The 26,182-nt window shown below is 34.2% G+C and carries 22 protein-coding genes, 1 pseudogene and 2 riboswitches; of the genes and pseudogenes, 21 read left to right on the forward strand and 2 right to left on the reverse strand.

Annotation, left to right across the window (positions count from 1 at the left end; genetic code table 11):
• Positions 1–430 precede the first annotated feature (430 nt).
• The 15 genes and pseudogenes from AT726_RS12160 (at position 431) to AT726_RS12215 (ending at position 14,867) form a co-directional block, all read left to right on the forward strand.
• On the forward strand, positions 431–1,279 hold the full coding sequence (locus AT726_RS12160; RefSeq protein WP_068759698.1) for a sialate O-acetylesterase: 849 nt from the start codon (positions 431–433) through the stop codon (positions 1,277–1,279).
• Positions 1,280–1,337: 58 nt separating this feature from the next.
• The gene (locus AT726_RS12165) at positions 1,338–1,847 is read left to right on the forward strand and encodes a PadR family transcriptional regulator (protein ID WP_068759699.1); all 510 of its coding nucleotides are present in this window, start codon (positions 1,338–1,340) and stop codon (positions 1,845–1,847) included.
• 130 nt (positions 1,848–1,977) lie between these two features.
• Entirely contained in the window at positions 1,978–2,064 is an 87-nt protein-coding gene (locus AT726_RS13665; protein ID WP_144436993.1) for a hypothetical protein, read from the forward strand.
• A 735-nt stretch (positions 2,065–2,799) separates the two neighbouring features.
• Positions 2,800–2,910: pseudogene (locus tag AT726_RS12765) on the forward strand (IS1595 family transposase); the annotation flags it as partial.
• Between the two features lie 128 nt (positions 2,911–3,038).
• Positions 3,039–4,262 (forward strand): IS256 family transposase, encoded by a 1,224-nt coding sequence (locus AT726_RS12170; protein ID WP_201023062.1) that lies wholly within the window; start codon positions 3,039–3,041, stop codon positions 4,260–4,262.
• A gap of 272 nt (positions 4,263–4,534) precedes the next feature.
• Positions 4,535–5,206 carry a response regulator transcription factor gene (locus AT726_RS12175; RefSeq protein ID WP_068759700.1) on the forward strand — a complete coding sequence of 224 codons (672 nt, stop codon included), beginning with the start codon at positions 4,535–4,537 and terminating at the stop codon, positions 5,204–5,206.
• Positions 5,207–5,209: 3 nt separating this feature from the next.
• On the forward strand, positions 5,210–6,544 hold the full coding sequence (locus AT726_RS12180) for an ATP-binding protein (RefSeq protein WP_055275819.1): 1,335 nt from the start codon (positions 5,210–5,212) through the stop codon (positions 6,542–6,544).
• A gap of 42 nt (positions 6,545–6,586) precedes the next feature.
• Positions 6,587–7,867, forward strand: coding sequence for an urease accessory protein UreH domain-containing protein (locus tag AT726_RS12185; protein ID WP_068759701.1), 1,281 nt, complete (start codon positions 6,587–6,589; stop codon positions 7,865–7,867).
• Positions 7,868–8,636: 769 nt separating this feature from the next.
• Complete coding sequence (locus AT726_RS12190) at positions 8,637–9,740, forward strand: endonuclease/exonuclease/phosphatase family protein (protein ID WP_068759702.1); 1,104 nt, start codon at positions 8,637–8,639, stop codon at positions 9,738–9,740.
• A gap of 125 nt (positions 9,741–9,865) precedes the next feature.
• Complete coding sequence (locus tag AT726_RS12650) at positions 9,866–10,063, forward strand: JAB domain-containing protein (RefSeq protein WP_237297125.1); 198 nt, start codon at positions 9,866–9,868, stop codon at positions 10,061–10,063.
• Between the two features lie 197 nt (positions 10,064–10,260).
• On the forward strand, positions 10,261–10,830 hold the full coding sequence (locus AT726_RS12195) for a GNAT family N-acetyltransferase (protein WP_068759703.1): 570 nt from the start codon (positions 10,261–10,263) through the stop codon (positions 10,828–10,830).
• On the forward strand, positions 10,814–11,041 hold the full coding sequence (locus tag AT726_RS12910) for a hypothetical protein (protein WP_068759704.1): 228 nt from the start codon (positions 10,814–10,816) through the stop codon (positions 11,039–11,041). The genes AT726_RS12195 and AT726_RS12910 overlap by 17 nt, the downstream gene beginning before the upstream one ends.
• Positions 11,042–11,423: 382 nt before the next feature.
• The gene (locus AT726_RS12205) at positions 11,424–13,298 is read left to right on the forward strand and encodes a hypothetical protein (protein ID WP_068759705.1); all 1,875 of its coding nucleotides are present in this window, start codon (positions 11,424–11,426) and stop codon (positions 13,296–13,298) included.
• A 2-nt stretch (positions 13,299–13,300) separates the two neighbouring features.
• A complete protein-coding gene (locus tag AT726_RS12210; protein ID WP_068759706.1) occupies positions 13,301–14,149 on the forward strand; it encodes a hypothetical protein in 849 nt (282 codons plus the stop codon).
• A complete protein-coding gene (locus tag AT726_RS12215; RefSeq protein ID WP_055304123.1) occupies positions 14,139–14,867 on the forward strand; it encodes a hypothetical protein in 729 nt (242 codons plus the stop codon). Before AT726_RS12210 ends, AT726_RS12215 begins: the two co-directional genes overlap by 11 nt.
• Positions 14,868–15,171: 304 nt before the next feature.
• Here AT726_RS12215 and AT726_RS12220 read toward each other — a convergent pair whose 3' ends face one another.
• Positions 15,172–15,480 carry a nucleoside triphosphate pyrophosphohydrolase gene (locus tag AT726_RS12220; protein WP_055304121.1) on the reverse strand — a complete coding sequence of 103 codons (309 nt, stop codon included), beginning with the start codon at positions 15,478–15,480 and terminating at the stop codon, positions 15,172–15,174.
• 114 nt (positions 15,481–15,594) lie between these two features.
• Here AT726_RS12220 and AT726_RS12225 point away from each other — a divergent pair, with 114 nt between their 5' ends.
• The 5 genes from AT726_RS12225 to AT726_RS12245 all read left to right on the forward strand — a co-directional run bounded on the left by AT726_RS12225 (position 15,595) and on the right by AT726_RS12245 (position 22,471).
• Positions 15,595–18,036, forward strand: a complete 2,442-nt coding sequence (locus AT726_RS12225; protein ID WP_201023063.1) for a DEAD/DEAH box helicase family protein — start codon at positions 15,595–15,597, stop codon at positions 18,034–18,036.
• 197 nt (positions 18,037–18,233) lie between these two features.
• Positions 18,234–18,719: a hypothetical protein gene (locus AT726_RS12230; RefSeq protein WP_055276135.1), complete on the forward strand. Its 486-nt coding sequence runs from the start codon at positions 18,234–18,236 to the stop codon at positions 18,717–18,719.
• A gap of 121 nt (positions 18,720–18,840) precedes the next feature.
• On the forward strand, positions 18,841–19,488 hold the full coding sequence (locus AT726_RS12235; RefSeq protein ID WP_068759707.1) for an SIMPL domain-containing protein: 648 nt from the start codon (positions 18,841–18,843) through the stop codon (positions 19,486–19,488).
• Between the two features lie 16 nt (positions 19,489–19,504).
• Positions 19,505–20,554, forward strand: coding sequence for a M42 family peptidase (locus tag AT726_RS12240; protein WP_068759708.1), 1,050 nt, complete (start codon positions 19,505–19,507; stop codon positions 20,552–20,554).
• Between the two features lie 97 nt (positions 20,555–20,651).
• Positions 20,652–20,753: riboswitch (purine riboswitch) on the forward strand.
• 560 nt (positions 20,754–21,313) lie between these two features.
• Positions 21,314–21,415, forward strand: a riboswitch (purine riboswitch).
• 294 nt (positions 21,416–21,709) lie between these two features.
• The gene (locus AT726_RS12245) at positions 21,710–22,471 is read left to right on the forward strand and encodes a S1 RNA-binding domain-containing protein (RefSeq protein WP_068759709.1); all 762 of its coding nucleotides are present in this window, start codon (positions 21,710–21,712) and stop codon (positions 22,469–22,471) included.
• Positions 22,472–22,692: 221 nt separating this feature from the next.
• Here the strand turns inward: AT726_RS12245 and AT726_RS12250 are convergent, their stop codons facing one another.
• A complete protein-coding gene (locus AT726_RS12250) occupies positions 22,693–23,988 on the reverse strand; it encodes an ISL3 family transposase (RefSeq protein ID WP_055277709.1) in 1,296 nt (431 codons plus the stop codon).
• Between the two features lie 221 nt (positions 23,989–24,209).
• Between AT726_RS12250 and AT726_RS12255 the strand changes: the two genes are divergently transcribed.
• Entirely contained in the window at positions 24,210–26,144 is a 1,935-nt protein-coding gene (locus tag AT726_RS12255) for an LTA synthase family protein (RefSeq protein WP_068759710.1), read from the forward strand.
• Positions 26,145–26,182 lie beyond the last annotated feature (38 nt).

The raw sequence follows: 26,182 nt of genomic DNA on the forward strand, positions 1-26,182 counted from the left end.
GATTCTATATCAGAAACAGTATCGTTAGAAAGTATAAAAGATGTAAAAGTTTACGAAGATATGATCCTTATATATAAGTGGATTTGTAGCTCATATAATTCCAAGGAGATATTTAGATAAAGAAATAGAGAAAGAACTTATGAAAGAGCTTAAAAAATATAAGGCTTTAGAACAATTAAAGTAAAACGTGCTCCTTTGGAGGTGTAACGGAGAACCGTATCATAAATAGGTGTGGTTTTTTATTGAATTTATGAAAATATTTATTTACAGTATAGTCTAATTAGACTATACTGTTTAAGTACATTAGTCTAATTAGACTAATGATAGATTTAGTTATTTCATGAGCAAGTGCCGCACTTGTATTGACGATTCGTCATTTAATAAAATTTGCTCAAATTAAAAATATTAAACAAAAGAAAGGATGAAAAAAATGATTAAATCATTTTTAATGTTAGGACAGTCAAACATGGCTGGAAGGGGTTTTATTGATGAAGTCCCTCCTATTTACAATGAAAGAATACAAATGTTACGTAATGGACAATGGCAAATGATGACTGAACCAATAAATTATGATCGTCCTGTTTCAGGAGTCAGTCTAGCTGGTTCTTTTGCAGATGCCTGGTGTCGTGAAAATCAAGAAGATACTATTGGCTTAATTCCTTGTGCTGAAGGTGGTAGTTCACTAGATGATTGGGCTATAGATAAGGTACTTTTTAAACATGCCATAAGTGAAGCTAAATTCGCTATGCAAACTAGCGAATTAGTCGGCATTCTATGGCATCAAGGAGAAAGTGATAGTTTTAATGGTAACTATAAAGTATATTATGAAAAGTTACTTGTAATTATTGAAACACTTAGAAAAGAATTAAATACTCCAGATATTCCACTTATTATTGGTGGATTACCAGACTTTTTAGGAAAAGAAGGGTTTGGTAAAAACTGTACTGAATATGCTTTGGTTAATAAAGAGTTAGAGAAGTTTGCTTTTGAACAAGATAATTGTTATTTTGTTACTGCAGTAGGTTTAACTTCTAATCCAGATGGTATTCATATTGATGCAGTTTCTCAAAGAAAATTTGGCTTAAGATATTTTGAGGCCTTTTCTAAGAAACAACATATATTAGAACAATTAATTAATGAAAATGAATTATTAGAATTAAGTTATTCAAGAACATATACAAAGACAGAAAAGATGTATATAAACAGCATGGACTTTGCATTAGGAAAAATATCATATGATGAATTTATGGCTCAGGTTATGAAAATTAATAATGATTAAATCTTATAATGACAAAATAATTATTGTATAATTTTAGAAATGTAAAGGAGATATTTTTTTGATACCATTATTAATTTTAGGTTTATTAAAACAAAACCCAGGTTCTTACGGATATGAATTATTATCCTTAATGGAAGAGAGACACTATAAATACATAGTGAATTTTACTAAAGGGTCATTCTATTATAATCTTCAACAATTAGAAGAGAAAAAGTATATTAAAAGAATTGAAAAATTAGATAATACTAGAGATACACAAAATTATATTATAACCGAACTAGGTGATAAAGAATTTGAAAGATTAATGCAAAAGTATGGAGCTAAAACTGAGTATGTAAATTTATCTTTTTATGGAGCACTATTATTTGCTGATGAGTATAGAAGCGAGGAATTAAAAAAGCTAATAGAAACACAAATAGAACAAACTAAGGAGAGAATTTTTTTATTAGAAAAATCTCTTGAAAATAATGATAGTATTCCTAATTATTTCAGACAAATGATGGAAAATTCAGTTTCTCATCATTTAGTAAATATTAAGTGGTTTGAAGGATTATTAAAAGATTTATAGAAAGTTATTTTTTATATTTTGAGTATGTGGTTCTAGTATATTTTTATGGACACACATAAGTTAAGTCGTTATACTAGACTTAATCAAAGAATGTGTCGCTATCAAAAAATATAATACTGAATTTAAATCAATGATTGTTGAACTTTATAAAAAGGGACGTTTAGTCAAAGACCTTAGTCGTGAATATGGTGTGTCAGAAGTTACTATCTATAAATAGATCAAACAGTTTTCTCTAATTGCCACAATTGATAATACTGAGATTGCATTAGAGGAAATTAGACGTATGAAGCAAAAAATGTTACGTTTATAAAAGGAGAATGAAACCTTAAAAAAGGATATAAAATATGAATTTATATAATCATAGGCATCCCGCTACCATGTGTGATTAAACTTCAAGGCTTTCTAATAACAACAAGTAAATGGATAGGCTAGTCATGTTTGCACATCATTAGCCTTTTCTTATTGGATGTTTTATCTTAGAACAAGACAATCACTAACCACCAATCCCTTTATACGCCCACATCATGCTGATGTTGGGAGCTTTAGGGCTTGATGTTTAGGTGTTGCTTAATAGAGGAGGCTTCTTAGTAGCGGGAGAGTGTTCTTTCTAATTACAGACTAAATCTGAGTACATAGAATTTGATAAAGCCCCAACTGTTATGCAACGATTGGGGTTTTATCATTATCAACCATATTATAAATAAGGACGTAAATAACGGTTCAAAAATGAACGGTTATTTACTCAGATTATTAACCGATATCTACTGATTAAAGAAGTAGCAATTATCAACAGTGGACTAAGAAAACCAACACGGTATGATACGGTGTTGGTATCCATGATTTTGTTGTGATAGAGATATAAAAAGAATGTTCAATAAGCATGAGTATCCCGCTACCAAGAATTATTCCAACTTCAATTCCTGCTAATAATCAATGGATAGGCTAATCATGTAAACACATCAATAGCCTTCATAGTAATTTGAAGAAATGGATGGGTAGATTTAACGGTGTTGCAAGTAAATATATCTCAAACTATATGCAATGCTTTAAATGGCTAAGAATGAGGGTGTAAGATAAAGTGTGTAAACTCTTAGAACAGTTACCATTCCCTAGCAGTTGAGGATTAGATTATCTTCGATAATCGCCAGGTGACCCATAATAAGTTAACTATTTCAAAGGAGTTTATTATTTATGACAAGAAAAGCTACGATGAACCAATTATTTAATCTCCTCCAAGATGAATACAACATTAAATCTGCTAGTGATATTGAAGCTGTTTTATTAGACATGTTTGGAGGCTTTATTGAACAAGCATTAGAAGCTGAATTAGATCAACATCTAGGATATAGCCGATATGATTTTCGTAATAAATCAACTTCAAATGCACGAAATGGACGTCAATCTAAAACCATTCAAACGCGTCTTGGTGAAACAACGATTCAGACTCCCAGAGATCGGCAAGGTTCATTTGAACCTCAAATCGTGCCTAAACGTCAAACCAATGTCATCGGAATTGAAGAAAAGATTCTATCGCTTTATGCTAAAGGTTTATCAACGCGTGATATTTCTAAAACATTAGCAGAGATTTATGGCTTTGAAACGTCACATGAAACGATCTCTGCTGTAACTGATAAAGTGATTCCACTGATTCAAGATTGGCAACAACGGCCTTTAGAGCCTGTTTATCCTATCATTTATTTAGATGCGCTTCATGTCAAAGTGCGTGATGGAATGAGTGCCTCAAACAAAGCAGTTTACTGTATCATAGGTGTGTCTTTAGATGGTCGCAAAGATGTTTTAAGCCTCTCTATCGGAGAAGCAGAAAGTGCCTCTTATTGGATGAGTTTATTAGATGAATTAAAGGCTCGTGGAGTGCAAGATATTTGTATTGCCTGTGTGGATGGTTTAAGTGGCTTTAAACAGGCCATTCAAGCTGTTTTTCCTCATGCCCTCGTTCAACGTTGTTTAGTTCATTTAATCCGACAATCAACGAAATTTGTTTCTTATCAAGATAGAAAATCATTCTGTTATGATTTAAAACAAATCTATCAAGCGATTAATCGATCAGTAGCAGAACAAGCCTTTGAGACCTTTAAAAATAAATGGAGTCCCCTGGTACCTTTAGCCGTTAGAGTGTGGGAAAATAACATCGAAGAAGTTTATCAACTCTTTAATTTTCCTAAAGAAATTCGAAAAATGATTTATACGACAAATGCCATTGAAAGCTACAATAGCCAATTAAGAAAAGTTCTAAAAGGAAAAGGAGCTTTTCCAAATGAAACATCGGTGATGAAATTAATCTATCTTCAAACCATGGAAGCCACTAAGAAGTGGCGACGTCAACTTTCAAATTGGAGTCAAATATTAAATCAATTATTAATCTTATACCCAGATCGTTTAACACCTTACCTATAAATTTTAAAAACTAGTTTACACGCTTAACTTGACAGGCTCGATAATAAATAAAAAAATAGTTATCTTAAATTAGAACTTTTCTAACAATAGATAACTATTTTTTATTTGTAATCATTACGTACGATTATTTTTTTGTGGATATGGGGGAATCGAAACCTCATCCTGAAAGTTATTGATGATTTCTTTATTTGTTCTTCATATCTTTTTTGTATAATAGGGGAAGTATGATTTAACCTAACTAATGTTAGTTTGTTTTTTTGGAGGCTATGGTTATGTTTAAGATTTTATTGATTGAAGATGAAGTGATGGTTTTGGATGTTTTGCGTGCCTACCTTGAAAAGGAAGGCTATTCAGTGTTAGCAGCGACAACAGGACGTGAGGGGATGCGTCTGTTTCATGAGCATGAGGTGCAGCTTGTGATTTTAGATTTAATGTTACCGGATCGTAGCGGGGAGTCGATTTGTCAGGAGATTCGTCAAACATCTGATGTTCATCTATTTATGTTAACGGCAAAAGGAAGCCTTGAACATCGAATCGACGGCTTAAATATGGGAGCTGATGAGTACTTAGTGAAACCCTTTAGTCCACGTGAGCTAGTGGCACGCGTCAATGCGTTATTTCGTCGATTGAAACCTACATCATCAGAACTTCAAATTGATGAGCGTTTAAGTTTAGATTTGGCTGGGCATGTGGTCAAAGTGAACGGTGAAGTCATTTCCTTGACGACAACAGAGTTTAAGTTATTGGCTTATTTAATTGAGCACAGAGGGCAAGTATTATCGCGGGAGCAACTCATTGAACAGGCGCTGTGTGCTGATTTTGATGGTTATGATCGTACGGTTGATGTTCATATTAAAAATATTCGTAAGAAAATAGAAGTCGATACGAAGCAACCCCGCTACATTGTGACCGTCATGAAAGTCGGCTATAAGTTTGGAGGTTAGAACATGGCATTGCGAAGAAAACTCGGTCTCTTACTTTTTGGCTGTGCTCTTTTAACGACTGTTCTTATTACCTTTTTTGTCAATCGAACCATTCAACATCAATTTGAGCAGTATATGCATGACAATCAAGCGAAGCGTAATGAGCGCCTCATCACGTATTTTGAAGATTATTACCAGTCACATGGAACGTTTGATGAGCGAGCAGGGGCAGAGCTTGCACATGAAGCTTACATGAATGATTATTGCTTGGTTTTGATGGATGCTAACTCTAACGTCATCTGGGGTATGAGCCCAGATGAGATGAAATTAGAAGCGGGAGAAATCTATCAGGCAAAGACCTATCATTTAATGGTTAACGATGAAACGATTGGGTATTTAGAAATCGGACAACATACACCACTGCTTTTATCAACAGAAGATATCTATTTCAAACAAGCGATCAATCAAAGTATTGTGATGAGTGCAGTCATTACAATCGCTGTAGTTGGGGGAATTAGTTTTATTTTCTCCAAACCATTATCAAAACCGATTAAAAAAGTGTCAGAAATGGCGCTTCGCTTAGCGCAAGGTGATTTCAAAGAAGAGATGATCGAGTCGATTAACATTGAAGAGCTTGATAGTTTACAAAAAAGTATGAATCTTCTGGCCAGTACATTGACCTCTCATGAAGAGGCACGGAAGCAACTTGTATCAGATGTATCACATGAATTAAGAACGCCACTTAATATTTTGCAAACCAATTTAGAAGGAATGATTGATGGGATCATCCCAGTTAATGAAATAAGACTTCAAGCTCTTCATCAAGAAGTTGTTCGTTTTGGAAAACTGATTAGTAATTTAGAAGTATTAAAGCAGTTTGATACGAAGACCATGAAATTAGAACTAAAACCACTTGATTTAAAACCACTTATCTTACAGCAAGTCCCAGAGTTCACAACGTTACTTAGGCAAAAGAAAATAAAATTAACTGTCGATTTACAAGAGGCATGGATTGAAGGGGATTCTGATCAATTAAAACAAGTGTTTATTAATTTAGTGTCTAATGCCTATAAATTTACACCTGAGTTCGGGGAAGTTCAAATTTGTTTAACATCTAGTCAAAATACGGTGCAAGTCAGTATTTGTGATACTGGAATTGGAGTTGAGAAAGAGCATCTTTCTAAGCTTTTTGACCGATTTTATCGAGTTGATCCTAGCCGTCATCAAACCGAAGGGAGTGGAATTGGACTTACTATTGTAAAGAAAATTGTCAAACTCCATGGGGCGCTGATTGAGGTAGAAAGTGAAGTAGGGAGAGGAAGTACGTTTATTTTGACCTTTCATCGCTATTCTTCATAACTCCTTTATATTTTTTTGATAAGATATCGAAGAGGTGAGAAGATGAAGCAAATCGAGTTAGTTGTTGAAGGGATGCACTGTCAGTCGTGTCAGCATCTCATTGAAGAGGCGTTAAAAGAACAAAACGGCGTGAGAGTTGCCCGAGTGAATGTGGAAAAGAAGTTATTGAAGCTAAAGTATGATGAGAAAGTGGTCACACTTGAAGCACTAAAGCGTGTTGTTGAAAAAAAGGGGTATCAATTATGGACGAAGGATGAACAGAAACACCATCAAATTCAAGTGATTTGGGCTATTGGGCTAGCGCTGATTTCATATGTGTTACTCGAACGAGTGCTTCCAGACTTAAGTGGTGTTTTAGCGACGGGTGAGAGTGTCAGTTTTGTATTGTTATGGGTTGTTGGGGTGACGACATCATTTCATTGTGTGTCGATGTGTGGTGGAATGGTTCTATCACAACTCGTTCATCAGGGGAATAATGTGAAACGATCAGTGTTATATAATCTAGGGCGTGTCATTTCATATACGTTATTAGGTGGAATTATTGGAGCACTCGGTTCATTTATAACGGCGGATTTAGCTGTTTTTAAGGTGCTACCTGTTGGTCTTGGAATTGCGATGGTTTTCATGGGGCTTGGTAAGATAGGGATTATTAAACTCAAGCCAACGATTATGGGGAAAAGTGTCAATCGAACGTTGGGACATGTGAAGCGAAAAGCAGGTTCGAATCATGGGCCTTTCTTTGTTGGACTATTAAATGGATTCATGCCATGTGGTCCGCTTCAGTTGATGCAACTTTATGCACTAGGAACGGGAAGTTTTACGCAAGGTGCCTTATCGATGTTCTTCTTTAGTTTAGGAACCGTGCCGTTGATGCTGGGACTAGGTGTCTTTTTAACTCGAATGTCTATTTACGCTCGAACATTAGTGTTTAAAATTGGAGGAGCGTTAATTATCGTGTTAGGACTAAATATGACCATGAGTGGATTAGCAACCTTAGGAATTGGCGCTGATTTTTCATTCGGGTCATCTTCACGAATCGAGGCTCAAATGGACGGGGACATACAGGTCGTTTCCTTAAACTTAGAGTCACGTAATTATGGAGATATCGTTGTGAAAAAAGGAATTCCAGTCAAACTTCAAATTGAAGCGACGCCTCGAATGTTAAACGGCTGTAATCGTAGTTTGAAAATTCCAGAGTTTAATATTCAGATGAATTTAGATTATGGAAATAATGAAGTCACTTTTACCCCAACCAAAACAGGAACATTTACCTACTCATGCTGGATGGGAATGATTCGTAATACCATTAAAGTAATCGAATAAACAAAAGCTCGTCAGATAAATTCTGATGAGCTTTTTTGACTGTTTTTTTATTCAGAAATAGGGTATTTAAAGATAAATCATCTGTTTTGAAAAAGACTAGAGTGCTTTATGTCACAACAGATATTTTAATAATCATAATCATCCCGCTACAAAGAAAACACCTTCTTCAATCCCAACCATAAAACTAATGGTCTTGTTACTTGCCTTGACTACTGGCGTAGCGGGGGCAGTACCAATCCCAAACGTTTTAGGTGATTGCCGTAGCGGGATATATTAAGAATAAAAGACATAAAAAAACAACTGATAGGGGGAATCAGTTGTTTGATGAAAGGGAATTTATAACATAAGGAGTTTTTGGAATAGCAAGTTTTAAACTTACAATTATGTTATGGGTTATATTTCTATTTTTATTCAAAAAAAGGTATTTAAATCTAAATTATCTGTTTTAAACAACCTAGAGTGCTTTATGTCACCACAGGTCTTTTCATCATCAGGTTCAATTCTGCTATAAGAATTAATCAAACTTTAATGCCAAAAGAAACATAATCATTAATAGAAAGGCTAATCATGTCAACCCATCATTAACCTATTTTTTATCTCAGAACAGAATGATCACTAAATAGTCAATCTGCCCACTCACATACTGTCGTATGGCGAGGTTTGGATAGGTTGAAATGAATTAGACAGTTTTTAAGATCATGTAGAATTTATAATTATTCTGTTTCATATAATTGACATTGAATAGGCAAAAAGTATTAGGAGAGTAGGGATGAGAGAAGTTCTGAAAAAGTTTCTGATTGTTGTTTTAAGTTTATTTTTATTACTTGTCATTTTAGTGTGTAGTTATATGGTTTATATCAATAACTCATATTATCGGATAGAAGATGATTTGTCATTAGAAGTTATAAATAATCAAAAGATTATTTTAGAAAAAGATACCGAGTATTCTATACTGACCTATAACATTGGATTTGGAGCGTATGATCAACAGTATTCATTTTTCATGGATGTAGGAACTATGAAAGATGGAACCGTGATGACGGGGAAGTCTTCAAGAGGAATGAGTCAAGAAAATGTTTTAAAAAATACGAAAGGGTCTATTCATTTAATAAATGAATTAGCGACAGATTTTATTTTATTGCAGGAAGTTGATGTAAAGGCAACACGTAGTTATCAGATTAATCAAAAAGAAATGATTGAAAATTCGTTAAGTCATTATGGTCGTGTCTTTGCTCTTAATTTTCATGCACCGTATATGTTGTATCCTTTTTATGAACCTCATGGAAGTGTAGAATCGGGATTACTGACGTTATCTCGATATCAGATCAGTTCAGCAAAACGAATGAGCTATCCAGTAGATAATAGCTTTTTGGCTAAATTTTTTGATTTAGATAGATGTTTTGTTATTACTCGGTATGAAGTTGGTAATGGCAAAGAGTTAGTCTTAATTAATAATCATATGTCTGCTTATGATAAAGATGGGATAATTCGTGCTAAACAACTTGAACTTCTTAATACAATGATGAAGCAAGAATACAATCAAGGAAATTATGTGATTGTAGGTGGTGATTTTAATCATGTTTTAAATATTGATGAAGAGGCTTTTTCATCTGAACAATTAGTTCCTAGTTGGGTAAATAGTCTAAGTGATGAAGAATTGCCTGATGGAATGAAGATTGTTAATGCAAGTAATAATTTAGAAGTTGCAACATGTAGGGCTTCTGATATTCCATATATAAAAGGCGTTAATTACATGACGATATTAGATGGGTTTATTATTTCAGATAATATTGTAGCGAATGCTGAGAACATTGATGCTGATTTTATGTATAGTGATCACAATCCAGTGAAATTAACGTTTAAATTAAAGTAATCAGCATAACAATAAATCAGATATTCTTTAAATCAGACGCATGTTGTGTTGGATATGAAAGTTAAGATTTTTAGATAAAGAAGCAACTTCAAGATTGGGATAGAGAATAATTCATCATTGCTTGTTTGACTACTAAACATGAACCACCCACTATTCGTATCACTAGACCACTCAATAAAGCGATTGTTTATTCAAGAGAAGTCTTTAAAACAGCAATTCTATCAAATGCGACTAGTATTATGACATTCCATCATTATCCATCAGGAGATACCACACCATGTGATTTAGATATTCAACTGACACATTATCAATGGACCTTTTGATACAGCTATAGGAAAAGGTGCAGTCGTTTCAGATCCATGGAACAATCAATATGGCATACTTGATCTGACAAAAGGCACATCTGATGTTAATGTAAGTGATGGATTTAAAAACATGTCAATTCATATAGCATAGCGGGTTATGAATTATATTTTTTGATGGGAAGTAATAATTTAATAAAGTAAGCGGGGAAACAGATATGAGAATTGAAACAGATAGATTAGTCATAAGAGATTTAGAACAAAAAGATAAAGAACAACTATTTAAAATTGTGTGGCAGAAGGAAGTGATTCGATTTATGAGAGATTGGTCTGAACATATACCCTCTGCAGAATCATTAACTGGATATGTTGATTGGCATCAAGCACAAAAAGAATCTACAGATATGTATGAGTGTAAAAGATATGCAGTTGCGCTAAAAGAGAATGATTTACTAATTGGAACAGTAGGAATGGGATTTGAGGATACTTTAAATGAAGTCGAAATGGCCTATTTTATTGATGAAGAATATCAGGGAAAAGGATATGCAACAGAAAGTTTAGTTGCATTGTTTGATTGGTGCATGGATGTGTCGACTTTAGATTATATGATACTAACAATTGATTGTGAGAATATAGCATCATGTAAAGTTGCGGAGAAAAGTGGTTTTGAATTGTTTGAAAAACGAACGCCAATCGGTCATAAACAGCCAAATATGATAAGTGATAGTTATTATTACTACAGAAAATATAGACAGAAAAATTGTTGTTTTTATGCCGATAATAAATGAAAGATGGATGATTAATCTTTCTCATCAATGGAGTAAGGTTCAAATTCCATATGTCATAGGACAAGGAGATACGGATAGGTTTGGTCCCACAAAACTAGTTGAAGAGTTGGTGGCTAAGATCAATAATTCTTATTTAACTTGTAAAGTTATCACTCATACCGGACATATGTCAGGCGCAGAGATCATGAATACGTTACCATCTGTGTTGTAGGAACAGAGTCAACAATTCTGATTTCAACAAATTTTTAAGATATGAACTGAAGATCAATTGATATTTTCTATGATTTAAAAAATGAAGAAACATTGAGTTTAATTAAATCGAAGGACATACCGCATACAAATCTAAACATGATCGTGATAAACATGGCATAAAAATAGCTACACCTTAGTATTTTCAATGTATTGAATTCTAAGATATAAAAAATCATCTTATGTATAAAAATACATAAGATGATTTTTTTGTCTTAAGAATATTGAAAATAACAATTATTCTATGTTGATCTCTATCCTAATATATGTAAGAATAATATTATAACACAAAAAAATACATTTTTCGATAAAGTGACATTTGGTTAGAATAGGGAGAGATAAAAATGACACAATACTGGCAGTTTACACCAGTTGATCGTATTGAAGAGTCGACTTTTCATCCTGTTTTGGAGCGATTTTATAAGAATGGTATATCAGGTCTGATTCGTGAAAATATACAAAACTCGTTGGATGGGAAGTTAAAAGAAAATGATGATCCTGTCACAGTAACCATTAAAACTGGAACCATTGATAAAGAACATATACCTGGGTTACATGAAATAAAAGAGCGTATTTTGAGTTTACAAGGGCGTAATACATATACAAAAGAAACAATTGCGCATATGCAAAATAAGATGCACGCTCAAACAATTGATTATATTTCTTTTGAAGATAGTAATACAAAAGGATTACGTGGCGCAAGGAATGGACAAACCAATTCTAATGAGGATACGTGGAGTATTTACGCCTACAACAAAGGGGTACACACAGTTGAAGCGGATGAATCAACAGAGCAGGCGCGTGGAGGTTCTCATGGAATAGGGAAAATCGCATCGAATGCAGCATCTGATTTATATCTAATGTATTTTGCGAACTGTGATGAATTTGGGGATCAGCATCTCGGTGGAACAATTCAATTAATAGAGCATGAGTTAAATACCAAATGTTATCGTGCCACAGGCTATTTTACACAAATACAAAATGGTAAATTTTATCCCTTTGAAAATCATTATCACGAGGTGTTTCAAAAACAGACGCGTGGTTTGAAAATTATTGTGCCGTTTTTACGTACTGAGTTCAATAATGAGATCGAAATTGTAAAGGCTGTTTGTGATAGTTTCTTCTTGTCTATTTTAGAAGGAAAATTGCAAGTTTACATTAATGATCAGTGCTTGAATGTTCAAACAATTGGTCAATATATGTCTGATCCTATCTATTATCCAGATAATGTAGAATCTAAAGACTTGAATTTTACACCATTTTATTATCAAACGTATACAGAACATGAACCACAACGCATTACGATTAGAGATAAAAAAGAAGCCTATGAATTTAATTTATATTTTAGATACGATTTATCTATTCCAAAAGGGCGCATTGGGATTATTCGTACAATTGGAATGAAGATTGAGGATAAGAAAATTAGTGGTCATATTAATAAACTGTTTAATGGGATTTTGATTCCGGTGTCTTCGAAAGAGGATGCATATTTAAAGTCGCTAGAAAATGAATCACATACGCAGCTATCTTTTGATCATATTAAGGATCAAGAACTTCAAAAAAATGCTAAACGTTTTATTAATAATATTAACAGACAAATTAGTCAGGTAATTGAGGCGGCAATTAAACAAAACAATCCAACAGATGGGAAAATGGATACTAGTGATATTTTATATGTGGTTGAAACACAGTTTAAGAAAGAGCTATCTAAAGCTGCTTCCCCTGTAAAGTTGAAAAAAGGTAGTAAAGAAAAAACTGTGGTGAAGGTTAAGACAGATGTTCCAAAGAAGAAACCTAAAAATAAAGAATCAGAAGAGCAGAATCCAAAACCACCGCTAAAACGTAAACCTCGAGCTAAAGATGAGGCGGAAGGTAAAATTAAATATCAAGCACAACCTGATCGTGTGCAACGTGCAATCGTTGGTGATGCTGAAATTTTGCGCTTTGATTTCTCAACAAGTCCTGAGATTAAGAACGTAAGTACGTGTGATGTTTCACTTGCTGTTGTTGATGGGATGGGGAAAGAATATCCTAATGAATTAAAGCTTCATGAAGCCTATACGCAAATTACCGATTTAACAACAAGTAAGACATTAAAAGTTGAAGGTGGTATCATTAAAGATGTGGGGTTAAATAAAGGGATAGCTCAGCTCAAACTACAATCAAGTGTTAATAATCTGAACAAAAATCTGAAATTCGTGTACTATGTGGAGGTGTAGAAATGATTTATAAAAAAGAAGCCAATTTCCCATACCCTCTCTTAACCAACACCTCAGACTCATATGAACAATGTCAATTCACTTTAGATATCAATCTACAAGAAAACACAGAGCATTATCACTTCAATGTTACATCAGAAATTGAATCACCCTTTATTAAAAAGCTAATTCAATCAAAACAAGCAAAACTTATCCTCGTTATCCAGTCAAAGGACAATAAATTTTATGATGTAAAGTTAAACCAAGATCAAATTATCATTCCAAAAACACGACTTTCATTAAGTAAACGAACAACACTCCAATTGTTTATTCAGGCAGTAGAGGATGTAAACTTTGCAGCAAATGATGACTTAGCAAGTTTTTACGATGACATAAAAGAAGGTATTACAGTACCTAAACACTCAGTTCTTGGATTCTCAAATTGTGTCATCTTTGATGGAAGTACAAACAAACCTTTTGATCTATTTGAAAAGAAACTAAATCCAGATTTAAAATCAGAAATTGCAATTGACCTTGGTAGCGAGACAATTATCATTAATTATAAAAGTGACGAATTACAATTTAATGATTCAAGCATGAGTGGAATTTTAAACAATCCATACGTTTATATGGGTCTTCAAAAAGCCCTTTATCGCTTTATTATTAAATATGGTGAGGATGATCAAGTTTATTTAGATGATATCGAATATCCAGAAGATGGACTTGACTTCAAATTATATAACTTGATGAAAAGTAAAATGATTACGGAGCTCAATACTGAAAATATAGATGAAGTTATTTCTAAAATCTCAGATAAAATCTTAAACAAATTTACTAGTGCGGTAAAGGGGCTGTATAAAAATGAAGATTAATTTATTAGATAAGGGCTATAAAAATAACGAAGCCTTCTACAATGCCTTTCTGACTAATAATATGGAAGATTTTTTAAGCGATGAGGTAATAGAGTTAAAATCTGCCCCAGACTTTCCAATCTATCTCAATATATCAGATGAAACTGAACGTACAAATAAATTCATCGAGGCATTTACAGTTATTGCTCATCATTATTTACACACTGATCGTGATACGCATTTTGATGAACTCTTCTGGCACTCCTTGCTATGTACGGCAAAACGAGACTATATCTTAGAAAACTATCCTCAAGTTAAAACTAGTATAAAAGAATTTAATAATGTGGTTCTAAAGAAATTCGACTGGGAAAACTACATTTATAAATGTATTCTTGGAGCCCAATATGTCGTCGATCATGTGAATGATCAAACACGCCATGATCACTATTTCCGCCTAATCGCTGACAATTTAGATATGTTTAACTATATGTTAAAGTATCCAGTATTCCGTAACGGAGAATTTATGATCAATATTTTAGATATTATTGATGAGTATGACCTATCAGGTATCTTGAAACAAAAAATTACATGGCGTGATGATTTAGGAAAAGATGAGCGTGTTGGACGCCGTGTATTATTTGAGTTTAATAAAAGCTACCCAATTGTCTTGTTCCCAATGCTGAGTAAGGATGAATTAAAGCCATTGTTTTTTGAGTATTTGAAGATGTATGAGAAGTAAAATAGTTAGTTTCTCATAAAAATTTACTTCTACTTAAATTCATAATTTTATATAAGGAAAAACACACAAGAGCACCCTAACTTTTCACATTGATAGGTACTTGTGTGTTTTAAATTATCAATCATGACAATGTGTTATACTATTTTCTGTTTCAGAATAAGGATTCAATTAATAAAAGATCTCTTTTAGGAATAGCAAAAGGGAAGCAACTTGAACAGAGTGAAAGCTAGATTAGTGCGACACTAGCTGGTAATAAGATTTTATAGACTTAGTAAAAACCACCCGTTGGACGGGTGGTTTCTTTTTATTTTGTTGATTTTAAGATGATATTTTTTTCGAAGCCTCCACGTGCTTCTTTTTTCTCTTGGCGTTTGTTTAGTAAATCTTGCTCTGTGTATCCAAGTTTATGAGCTAATCCAAATAAGACTTCCATGACATCAGCTAGTTCTTCTAGATTTTTATCTGTTTTGAATTCTGTGACTTCTTCATCTAGTTTTTTAACTAGATAATTAAAGGCAACCTCATTATTAACAATTTCAATATCTGCTGTTTTTCCCGATGCTGCGATGATTTCGGGAATTAAATCACGGACTAGTTTATCGTATTGAATCATAGATCATTCTCCTCTGTACTTTAATTAGTTTTATTATATTTCAAGGGATAAATTCTGTCAAAAATTTCAAAAGAATGATAAAATATTACCAAAGTGTAAGGTAGGGTGAAAATGGTGACAACAATTAAAAGTATTACAGGGTATGATGATTATCTGTATCATCATATGAAAGAGAGTTTTAAAAAAGCTAAAAAAATCGATATTATCGTTTCTTTTTTAATGGAATCAGGGGTTAAACTATTAGAACAAGATTTAATAGAACTTAAAACGAAAAATATTCCGATTCGAATCTTAACAGGGAATTATTTGAATATTACACAGCCTTCGGCGTTGTATCGATTAAAAGATATTTTCGGTGATAGTGCTGATTTACGATTTTTTAATGAGCCTAATCGGAGTTTTCATGCAAAATCTTATTTTTTCGAATATGAAGATGGAGCCGACATGTATATTGGATCATCTAACTTATCAAAATCAGCTTTTACAAGTGGGGTAGAATGGAATTTCAAACTTGATAAACTGACGCATCAGGTAGAGTATGAGCGGTACCATCAAGTATTTGAAGATTTATTTTATAATCATTCCATTAAAATTACCGATGCAGAACTGGATTTCTATTCAAAGAATTGGAAGAAAAATAAAATCTATCAAACAACACCGTTTCCAAATACAAACTTTACAGAAGTTGCAGCTGATGAGGCACCATCATATGTGACGGATTTATATTCACCGCGTGGTGCTCAAATAGAAGCTCTTTATCATTTAAAGAAAACAAGAGAAGAAGGGTTTGATAAAGGGCTTGTCGTTGCTGCAACTGGAATTGGGAAGACGTATTTAGCTGCCTTTGATTCACGTGAGTATAAACGTATTTTATTTGTGGCGCATCGTGAGGAAATCTTGAAACAAGCAGAAAAGAGTTTTAAAAATGTTCGTCCCATGAGTGAACGTGGTTTCTTTATCGGCAATCAAAAAGATACAACTAAAGACATTATTTTTGCATCTGTTCAAAGTTTAGGTAAAAATGATAGTTTGAAACTATTTCAACCTGATTACTTCGATTATATCATTGTGGATGAGTTTCATCATGCGGTGGCTCAAAACTATCAAAATATTATTCAATATTTTAAACCAAAATTCCTTTTAGGATTAACCGCAACACCTGAGCGATTAGACAGTAAAGATGTGTTAGCAATTTGTGATTATAATTTAGTTTATGAAGCACCCCTTAAAAAAGCTATTAACCAAGGGTGGTTAGTTCCGTTTAGATATTATGCTATCTTTGATGAAACAGTAAATTATGAGACGATTGACTATCGTAATGGGAAATATCAAACCACTCAACTTGAAGAAGCATTAAGTATTCATAAGCGCGCTGATTTAATTTTCAGTCATTATAAAAAGTATCGTTCAACACGTGCGATGGGATTTTGTATGAGTAAACATCATGCAGAATTTATGGCAGATTACTTTGTGAAGCACGGGGTAAGCGCCTGTGCTGTGTACAGTGGAGATGAAGGAGTTCATAATACAGCAAGAGAAAAAGCATTAAGTAAACTAGTTAAAGGTGAAATTAATGTGATTTTTTCGGTGGATATGTTTAATGAAGGGCTAGATATTGCTTCTTTAGATATGGTCATGATGTTACGTCCAACAGAATCACCAACGATCTTTTTACAACAATTAGGACGTGGGTTACGTTTATATAAGGATAAGCACTATTTAAATGTTCTTGATTTTATTGGAAACTATAAAAAAGCAAACTTTTCACCTTATTTAATGACTGGTGCATCAAAGTCACAATTCAAGAAAGCAAGTGATGTCATTAAAGAAGACTCCTTATTACCAGAAGATTGCATCATGGATTTTGATTTCCGCTTAATTGACTTATTTGAGAAAATGGATCGCTCATCAATTAAAATAGAGAAGCTTTTAGTTGAAGAATATGAACGAATCAAAGCCGAGTTAGGTCATCGTCCCTCACGTACTGAGCTATTTACCTATATGGATGAAACGATTTATTTAAATATCAAATCCAAAGCTAAAATCAATCCGTTTAAAAACTACTTAAACTTCTTAAAGAATCAGAATGATTTAAGTGACGAAGAGATAGCCTGGTTAGATACTCCAGCTGTCAACTTTATCAATATGATCGAGAAAACATCGATGTCAAAAACATATAAGTTACCAACGATACTTGCATTTATTAAAAACGGGCGCTTAGAATTAAAAATTAATGATGATGATTTATATGAATCATTTAACGATTTCTATTCTCATGGATCAAATGCCGTCGATTTATTACGTGACAAAAACAGCCAAACGTTTAAGGAGTGGGGAAAAGCAGAATACGTTAAACTAGCACGCAAAAATCCAGTACACTTCTTGTGCCAAAGTGAATCTGAATTCTTTAGTTCGGATGAGGAGTTTATGTATTTAACTAATTCTTCAGCCCCATACCAAGAGAATCTGTTATTTATTCAACACATCAAAGATGCCATCGAACTTAGAAAACAAGAGTTTTATAAGAACCGTTTAGAAAAACTAGAATCTAAATAGATTAGAGCATATAACACAAAAGAGCTATCATTTACGATAGCTTTTTTGTTTATTCGACCTAGTTAAAGATGGAGATGTTCTAATTAAATCTAAATCCTTAATAAAATTAACTAACGTTACACGCGTTTGGTATTAATTACCTTTTTTATTATAAAATAGAGTATAATATATAAATAAGAGATGAAGGGGGAGAGACTATGAGAGAAATTGAAAATTGTGTAGAGGTCCGGGTCAGTGGTCCAAAAGAACAAATGAAGGTCTACTTAGACTGGATTCAAAAATCTGGCGAGTATCGTTATTCCATGGGAATTGATGAAAATGAAGGTGATCCTGTTTTTTTTCTAACACCAGAGGTTCAAAGTCATGAGTGTTGGAAATTTTCTAGTTCAAATTTAAAGCATAAAACTCGCTTATACCAACGCTTGAATAAAGAGGTACTCAAATACCGAGTGAATTATATGGTTTATTACGGCACACACCATCTTTCGGATGAGATTGAATTTGATTTAAATGAAAAAGATTATGATCAAGCCATTTATCCTGAATTAGTTCGTGCCTTTAATCCTATGCCGGAGACGATCGCCTGCAAATGCCCAGATTTGGTAGTAAACGTAGAGTGGGGAAGTTATTATATTGAAAAGGATTTTCAACTAGGCGATTATGAGAGAGAATCAATCATCTAAACGAATTTGCGAAAATGATATCCATCCTACCTTTTGGATATCATTTTTATTTTAGTCATTTTTGGTTAAACCACGTAAGGTATGCTATAATAGGCATAAATCATAAAGAAGGGGGAATGGGATGAAACAACGGACGATAACGGTGAAAGGAACGGGGCAAGCGTCTTTACCGCCAGATTATATTGAGATTCCACTGTATTTAGAATCGAGAGATGAACAGTATGACCAAGCCATCGAGTTGGCTAGTCAAAAGCTTGAAGAATTACAGCATTGTCTTGAGGAGATTGGTTTTAAAAAAGAAGACTTAAAAACAAGTAGTTTTACAGTTGATACGGATTATGAGCAAGTGAAAGACGAAGAGGGGAATTATGTTCGTGTTTTTCGCGGTTACATTGTCAGACATCGTTTAACGTTTGGATTTGATTTTAATCATGAAAAACTTGGCGAAGTCATTCAAGTCATTAGTAATTGCCCAGCGCATCCAGAGTTCTCCATTCAGTATCAATTAAAAAATGAATCCGCGTTAAAATCGTTAATTCTTCAGGATGCCGTTAAGCAGGCAACTGAGCAGGCGAATGTTTTAGCACAAGCAGCGGGTGTGACATTAGGACCGATTCAAGCAATTGATTATGATTGGAGTACCATCAGTTATCAACCACGTGAACTCCTATTAAGTGAGAGTGCTAATTATTCAATGGCCATGATAGACTTACAACCTCAAGATATCAGTGCCACTGATTACGTCACGATTGTTTGGGAATTAATTTAATAAAGGAGTAACCGAAATGAATAAAGACTTTTTATATGAAATGATTCAAACACCCTCTCCATCAGGGGCTGAATTTGACTTACAAAAGAAAATCATCCATTACATGAAAGAGACTGTTGACACCTTTGAGACAGACGTCACAGGAAATGTGATTAGTGTCTTAAATCCTGATTCACCTTGTAAGGTGTTATTAGCAGGACATGTCGATGAAATTGGACTCATGGTAACCATGATTACAGATGCTGGGTTATTAAAAGTAACCAATGTAGGTGGAATTCGTCCAGCTCTTTATTTGGGACAGAAAGTTCAAATTTTAACGTCATCTGGCATCGTCAATGGAGTGGTTGGGGTGAATCGCTCACTTCTTAAAAATAAATCGTTAGAAGCAACTGATTTGTTCATTGATTTAGGGGCAAGTTCAAAGGAAGAAGCATTAAAGGTTGTTAAACCTGGTGATTATGTTGTAGCAGCCACGGATTATTGTGAATTAATGAATGACTGCATTTCAGGGCGTGCGTTAGATAACCGTTTAGGTGCATTTATTGTGATTGAAGCCTTGCGACGAGCGAAAGAATTAGGGGCACGTGTTGGGATTTATAGTGCGACAACCGTTGGAGAAGAGACAACGATGCGTGGCGCGGTTTGGGCAGCTAAACGTGTGAAACCAACGTTAGCTTTAGTCGTTGACGTGACCTTTGCGACGGATTATCCAGATGCGAATGCCGAAGCGATCGGAGAGATTGAAGTGGGTGGCGGACCGGTATTAGCTAATGGCTCAATTATTAATAACCTGTTAAATGAACGATTAGCGACTTTAGCGAAAGAATTAAACATCCCTGTTCAATACGAAGCCGCACCCGGACGTACTGGAACAGATGGAGACCGAATTCATCTTGAAAATGATGGGATTCCACTAGCTCTTATTTCAATTCCACTTCGATATATGCATTCAGGTAGTGAAGTGGGATCCCTCAAAGATGTTGAGCAAATCATTGAATTAATCGCACAATTTCTAGTTAATTTGGAAGATTCTATCAATCTTTCTCCTTACCAAAATATTCTATGATCTTTTTCGAAAAAAACGAGAAAAATTTCTTGCAAATGACGTGAGATGATGATATTATATACCCCTGGAAATGAATAATTAATTTATTTCCTACTCCAAATAGTTATAATATTTTACTTGTATAATTGTTAAGATATGGTTAACTAGTTTCTACCCACGACCGATTATCTCGTGGACTACAGGTAAAAAATTTGTATGTCCTCATCATACATCCTTTTTACTTGTAGAACACCGAAATGGCCTTCGGTGTTCTTTTTTTTATAACATTATGAATGATTCAGTCTACCTGTTGGTAGGGTTTTTTGATTTTTATCTCTTCTTTTGATCAGAGAACGTTTATTTATAAAACTGGGTGTTTCATCTTTTGCTCCTTATTCGTGTCATTTAATCATTATTAATATTTTAAATAAACAGTTAACGACCTTAGCTAAGAATTAAACATCCCTTTGCCAGACTGAGTTACACTTGATCAGACTGGTACCGATGGTTGATTGTAATCACCTTGAAAATGATAGCATCCCACTAGCTTTTATTTTCATTCCACTTCGATATATACATTCAGATAGTGAGGCTCATGTTAAGAACATCATTCATTTCATTTCATGTTTTTTGTAAATTTAGAATAATCTAGAAATATGTCTTATTACCAGAATGTTCTAGTGTGTTTTTTCAAAAAAATGATAAAAACCGCTTGCAAATGATGTGAGATGATGATATTATATACCCCTGGAAATGAATAATTAATTTATTTCCTACTCCAAATAGTTATAATATTTTACTTGTATAATTGTTAAGGTATGGTTAACTAGTTTCTACCCACGACCGATTATCTCGTGGACTACAGGTAAAAAATTTGTATGTCCTCATCATACATCCTTTTTACTTGTAGAACACCGAAATGGCCTTCGGTGTTCTTTTTTATAACATTATGAATGATTCAACCTACCTGTTGGTAGGTTTTTTTGATTGTTATCTCTTCTTTTCATCAGAGAACGCTCATTTTCGAAAAATGTAAAATAAATACCCGTTATTTATGAAAATGAGAGTTTTATTTTCCTCTACTTATTGGTAAAATATCATTAGAAACGCTTTCTTTTTAGGAGGCGAGCTTTTATAACGCTTAATCATTTTGATTAAATGTGGGGGGGATAAATAATGGAGCAATTTTCTCAACAAATGATTCCATTAAAAACAAAGAAAGAAATTAAAGAAGGCATTGTTAGACTCGTTCAATACGATATCATTTTAAATGATTATGCCGTTTGGTTAGATTTAGATGGAGACAAAGTGATCATTCCGCGTCAAGAACTCGAATTATATGAGATTAAGGGCGGCTTAAATCATTATATCGGGACGAGGCTTCAATATATCATTACAGCGTATGATGCTAATCGTCACGTTTATCTCGGTTCATGTCGAGAGATCAAACATAAAAAACGATTAGAACTGATTGAACGTCTAAAGGCAGGAGAAACGTTTGATGCTAAAGTTACCCGCTTAGTTTACTTTGGCGCTTACTTAAGTATTGACGGTGTCTCTGTGATTTTAAGAAATCAAGATTTTGCCAATGATTATACGACAGTTTCAGATGTGTATAAAGAAGGGGATCAAATTTCAGTTTGTTTGTTGAAAGTGAATGATAATCTCAAAATCAACGTTCAAGCAGTGACTAAATATGAGTGTCACTCTTCAATCACTATCGAAGATTTTGAACCACAAACGGTCGTCTATGGGTTAGTGCGTAGCGTGAAACCGTGGGCTTGCTTTGTGAATATTGCACCAAATTTAGACGCCATTTGTCCAGTCCCAACTTTTTTCACGGTCAAAGAAGGAATGAAAGTCGCCTTTCGAATTAATCAAGTTCGTTTAGAGGAAGGACGTGTCCGAGGTAAAATTATAAAAGTTATTGAGCGTTAAAGGTTTATTTTTAATCTAGCCTATAAAACGTTGCGAATGAATCTGTTTAGTCAATTTCAACCCATGCATAAACTGAAAACCCCGATGGGTGATGCTTTCTACTCTGAAAGACAGGCAAACTCATCGGGGTTTCACTCTATTTATACAATCATTTATCGGCTCTTTGTCAACTGGTGTGGGTGAAGAAATTTTATACCTGTAATCGTGAGGGATTAAGCTGCTCATTGAGCAGTTTGATTCCTTTTATTTTTTTGTTCAAAGGTGTACTTATGGATAATCAAAATTCTAGCTTTGAAATGATAGAAACTACGGTATCCAAAGGCCATGCGTTTAATCACTTTAATCTTGTTATTAATCCCTTCAAGCACTCCATTGGTATAAGATGTTTCAATCGTATTTTTGATATAATCTTGGTAGTTAGTTAATGTTTTTAAAGCTGTTTTCATTTCAGGTGAAAGTAAGTCAGAGGGGTTTTGAATGGCATGATGAAAAGCATCAAAGTTGCGAAGTTTGATGGCCTGTTTGATGGTTTGATAGAAGTCATAAGTCGCTTTTAATTCAGGATCTAAAGCGAGTAAAAAGTCGATGATTTCTTGTTGAGAAATCTGCTTTTTGAAACAGTTAGAATAGAAGTAGTGGGTAGAATGGATATCCTCTTGGGCTTTTAATAAAAGGCGCCAATAATGTTTGAATTTATTGTAGAATTCTTTGTTTTGGTTCATGAAGCGAATACGAGTTTTATTGAGGGCACGAGATAAAAGTTGAACGACGTGGAACTTATCTAAAACAATTTTAGCGTTGGGAAACACCTCTTTAATGAGTGTCATATACGGAGCATACATATCAATAACAACGTGAGTTACACCTTCACGGGCCTCCTTAGAAAATCGCATGAAATAAGGTTTTAAAGTGCTTAGACGACGGTCTTCAACGATATCAATTAACTTCCCATTAGAAGCATCACAAAAAATGAATGACATAGCCCCTTCCGCTGATTTGACCGACTTAAACTCATCAAAACAAAGCACCTTTGGAAGAGAGTTAAAATGAAGGGGTTGTTCCTCGTACGATGTATGAATGATCCGATTGACCGTTGAATGGGATACGTTGAGTTCACGGGCAATATCTGACTCGGATTTTTTATGGCTAGCCTCTAGGAAAATGGCTTGTTTAAGGGGATTAGAAAGGTAACAATTAGATTCTACGAGAGAGGTTTTAAGCGTAAAGGTACGATCACAATGACGGCATTTATAGCGTTGCTTTTTTAAATCGAGATAGGTATCAAAGCCAGAGAGTTTCATCATCTTAATACGAGAGGTTTTGAAGCCGTGTTTAATGATTTGTGAGTCAAAGAGATGACCACAGTTGTAACAATGGGTCGGTTGAAAAGAGAGGATACCAGAAATCACCTTAGAGCGGATCCCGTTAATCTGAACATCTTTCATCCAATTTTCTGAAAAAGTAATATTTTTATCTTTTAAATCGAGTAAAGTTAAGATACAATTATTGTGAGACATAAACCCAATCCTTTCGTGTTTTTTTTGGTCAATTACATGGTATAGAATTTGGGACGTGATGTCTCTTTTTTTATACTTATTTTTTTATTCCAAATAAAAGAAGTGTGGGAATCACCCACACCAAATATTATAGAACCCATTTATCTTGAAGATACTTGAAAGATACCAAATTTTGTGTTAATTTTTATTTTTAAGCAGATGTTCTTTTATGGGGGGAGAATATGGAATATTGGATCGGATGGTTATTCTTATCAATTAGTTTAACCTTAATCATGGAGATGATTAAATTTCAATCCATCATTAAGACTTTCAACTTTGTTAGAAAACGGCCAGGTTATTTTGCCATTAATTTATTAATTGTCTCTGCAACGTTAGTTTTTTCATTCTTCGTTTCACGTAAACTTTTTTTTATTGGATTTATGACGTTTTTTTGGTTATTTCTTGCGATCATGAATGCCATTGTGACCCATTTACGAGGATACCCTTTAATGTTTTCGGATATCTTCCTGATTAAAGACGGACTGAGTTTATCTTCACATTATTTTAAACCATGGGTGATTGCTCTTATTATTGCTGGAATTGCGATCATTCTCCATATTGGATATGGCTGGTATCAAATCCAATATTCCGTGAAATCTCTTGATTATCTATTAGCGTCGATCTACGTGACACTTGCTGCCTTCATCTTTAATCGAATCGAGAAAGGGCAGCCTGTTGAGTCGTCTTCCGTTGAGGATGAGGAGATAGGCTTTGCCTATGCGATGGCAGACTCGATTTATCCGTACCTTAACCGTAAACCAGATACTTATAACGAAGAGATGATGACTCAAATTTTGAAAGGGATCACTTATCCCCCTTCAAAGGGGCCCGTGCATCGCCCGCAAATCATTCTCTTACAGCTCGAATCATTTTTTGATCCATTAAGGTTAGAGGGGGTCTCATTTAGCCAAGATCCCATTCCAACTTTTCGTAAGTTGATGCAGCAAGAAAAAAGTGGCGTCATGCGTGTCCCGACCTTTGGGGGAGGAACAGCTAAAACGGAGTTCTCTATTTTGACGTCGATGAATGCAGAGCTATTAAAACCAGGAGAAATTCCGCATCATTCATTTTTAAAACATACACCCGTTGAGTCATTGGCTTCTCAATTAGAACGAATGGGCTACTGCTCAACGTTAATTCATAATTATGAAGGAAATTTTTATAATCGACATCTAGCATATGAAAACCTTGGCTTTTCACGCTATATTCCAATCGAATATATGAGTGGAGTAGGGATACCCCATGATTTATCTCAAATGAATGACGCGGATTTAGTCAATTATGTTTTAAAAACATTAGTAACTGATCAGTCAGCCTTTATTTACGGGATTACGGCTGGAACTCATCAGCCTTATGATGAGACGCCTGATGATCATCCCTTGATACAAGTGGAAGGACCTATCGCCATAGAGATGAAATATGCCCTACAAGATTATGCGAAACGTATTTATCAGCTGGATCAAGAAATTCATCGTTTAATTCAGGAACTTCAAGCATCTGAGCAAGAGGTAATTCTCATGATGTTTGCTGATCATTTACCTAATCTTCCAATTTTAAATGATGAATCGATGTATCCCTATAATCCGTATGAAGTCCCTTATTTTATCTCACACTTTCATCCAAGCTTTGACTATCCACTTCCGAAACAATTGGAGTGCTATCAATTAGGGACTTGGCTGATGAAAACATTGAATATCCCATTATCGATCATGCAACAGCTTCATATTACCTATAAAGACCATGAATGTTATCAAGATATTTTACGTTTGTCGCAATATGATCAGCTAGAAGGAAAGGCTTATTTGACGAATCAGGTGTTTACTACCCATCAAACAACACTTCATTTTGGATTAAATGAACAACGATTAGAGGATTATCATTGGACGGAAGCGGGGCTCATGGTTTATGGAGCGGGCTTTAATATTGATTCGCAATTATATATTGATCAGCGTAAAGTTGAGACCATTTTTATTAGTGATACGGAGTTAATGGCAGCGATTGAATGTAAAACTTTTGACACACTCACGTTAAAACAACTCAGTCGTCGCCATGAAGTCTTAGGTGATGAAATTAATTTAATCGCAGAACACGAAACGGTCATTGACAAGGGAAATTGAATCTGATAGATTATAGAGAAGTAAATCGTAGGAAGAAC

Origin of the sequence: Turicibacter sp. H121 (assembly GCF_001543345.1) — a bacterium.
GTDB lineage: Bacteria > Bacillota_I > Bacilli_A > MOL361 > Turicibacteraceae > Turicibacter > Turicibacter bilis.

Excerpts from the sequence above, each read along its gene's own strand:
- AT726_RS12160 (WP_068759698.1), top strand. The coding sequence starts at position 431 with ATGATTAAATCATTTTTAATGTTAGGACAGTCAAACATGGCTGGAAGG.
- AT726_RS13665 (WP_144436993.1), top strand. The coding sequence starts at position 1,978 with ATGATTGTTGAACTTTATAAAAAGGGACGTTTAGTCAAAGACCTTAGT.
- AT726_RS12170 (WP_201023062.1), top strand. The coding sequence starts at position 3,039 with ATGACAAGAAAAGCTACGATGAACCAATTATTTAATCTCCTCCAAGAT.
- AT726_RS12175 (WP_068759700.1), top strand. The coding sequence starts at position 4,535 with ATGTTTAAGATTTTATTGATTGAAGATGAAGTGATGGTTTTGGATGTT.
- AT726_RS12180 (WP_055275819.1), top strand. The coding sequence starts at position 5,210 with ATGGCATTGCGAAGAAAACTCGGTCTCTTACTTTTTGGCTGTGCTCTT.
- AT726_RS12185 (WP_068759701.1), top strand. The coding sequence starts at position 6,587 with ATGAAGCAAATCGAGTTAGTTGTTGAAGGGATGCACTGTCAGTCGTGT.
- AT726_RS12190 (WP_068759702.1), top strand. The coding sequence starts at position 8,637 with ATGAGAGAAGTTCTGAAAAAGTTTCTGATTGTTGTTTTAAGTTTATTT.
- AT726_RS12195 (WP_068759703.1), top strand. The coding sequence starts at position 10,261 with ATGAGAATTGAAACAGATAGATTAGTCATAAGAGATTTAGAACAAAAA.
- AT726_RS12910 (WP_068759704.1), top strand. The coding sequence starts at position 10,814 with ATGCCGATAATAAATGAAAGATGGATGATTAATCTTTCTCATCAATGG.
- AT726_RS12205 (WP_068759705.1), top strand. The coding sequence starts at position 11,424 with ATGACACAATACTGGCAGTTTACACCAGTTGATCGTATTGAAGAGTCG.
- AT726_RS12210 (WP_068759706.1), top strand. The coding sequence starts at position 13,301 with ATGATTTATAAAAAAGAAGCCAATTTCCCATACCCTCTCTTAACCAAC.
- AT726_RS12215 (WP_055304123.1), top strand. The coding sequence starts at position 14,139 with ATGAAGATTAATTTATTAGATAAGGGCTATAAAAATAACGAAGCCTTC.
- AT726_RS12220 (WP_055304121.1), bottom strand. The coding sequence starts at position 15,480 with ATGATTCAATACGATAAACTAGTCCGTGATTTAATTCCCGAAATCATC.
- AT726_RS12230 (WP_055276135.1), top strand. The coding sequence starts at position 18,234 with ATGAGAGAAATTGAAAATTGTGTAGAGGTCCGGGTCAGTGGTCCAAAA.
- AT726_RS12235 (WP_068759707.1), top strand. The coding sequence starts at position 18,841 with ATGAAACAACGGACGATAACGGTGAAAGGAACGGGGCAAGCGTCTTTA.
- AT726_RS12240 (WP_068759708.1), top strand. The coding sequence starts at position 19,505 with ATGAATAAAGACTTTTTATATGAAATGATTCAAACACCCTCTCCATCA.
- AT726_RS12245 (WP_068759709.1), top strand. The coding sequence starts at position 21,710 with ATGGAGCAATTTTCTCAACAAATGATTCCATTAAAAACAAAGAAAGAA.
- AT726_RS12250 (WP_055277709.1), bottom strand. The coding sequence starts at position 23,988 with ATGTCTCACAATAATTGTATCTTAACTTTACTCGATTTAAAAGATAAA.
- AT726_RS12255 (WP_068759710.1), top strand. The coding sequence starts at position 24,210 with ATGGAATATTGGATCGGATGGTTATTCTTATCAATTAGTTTAACCTTA.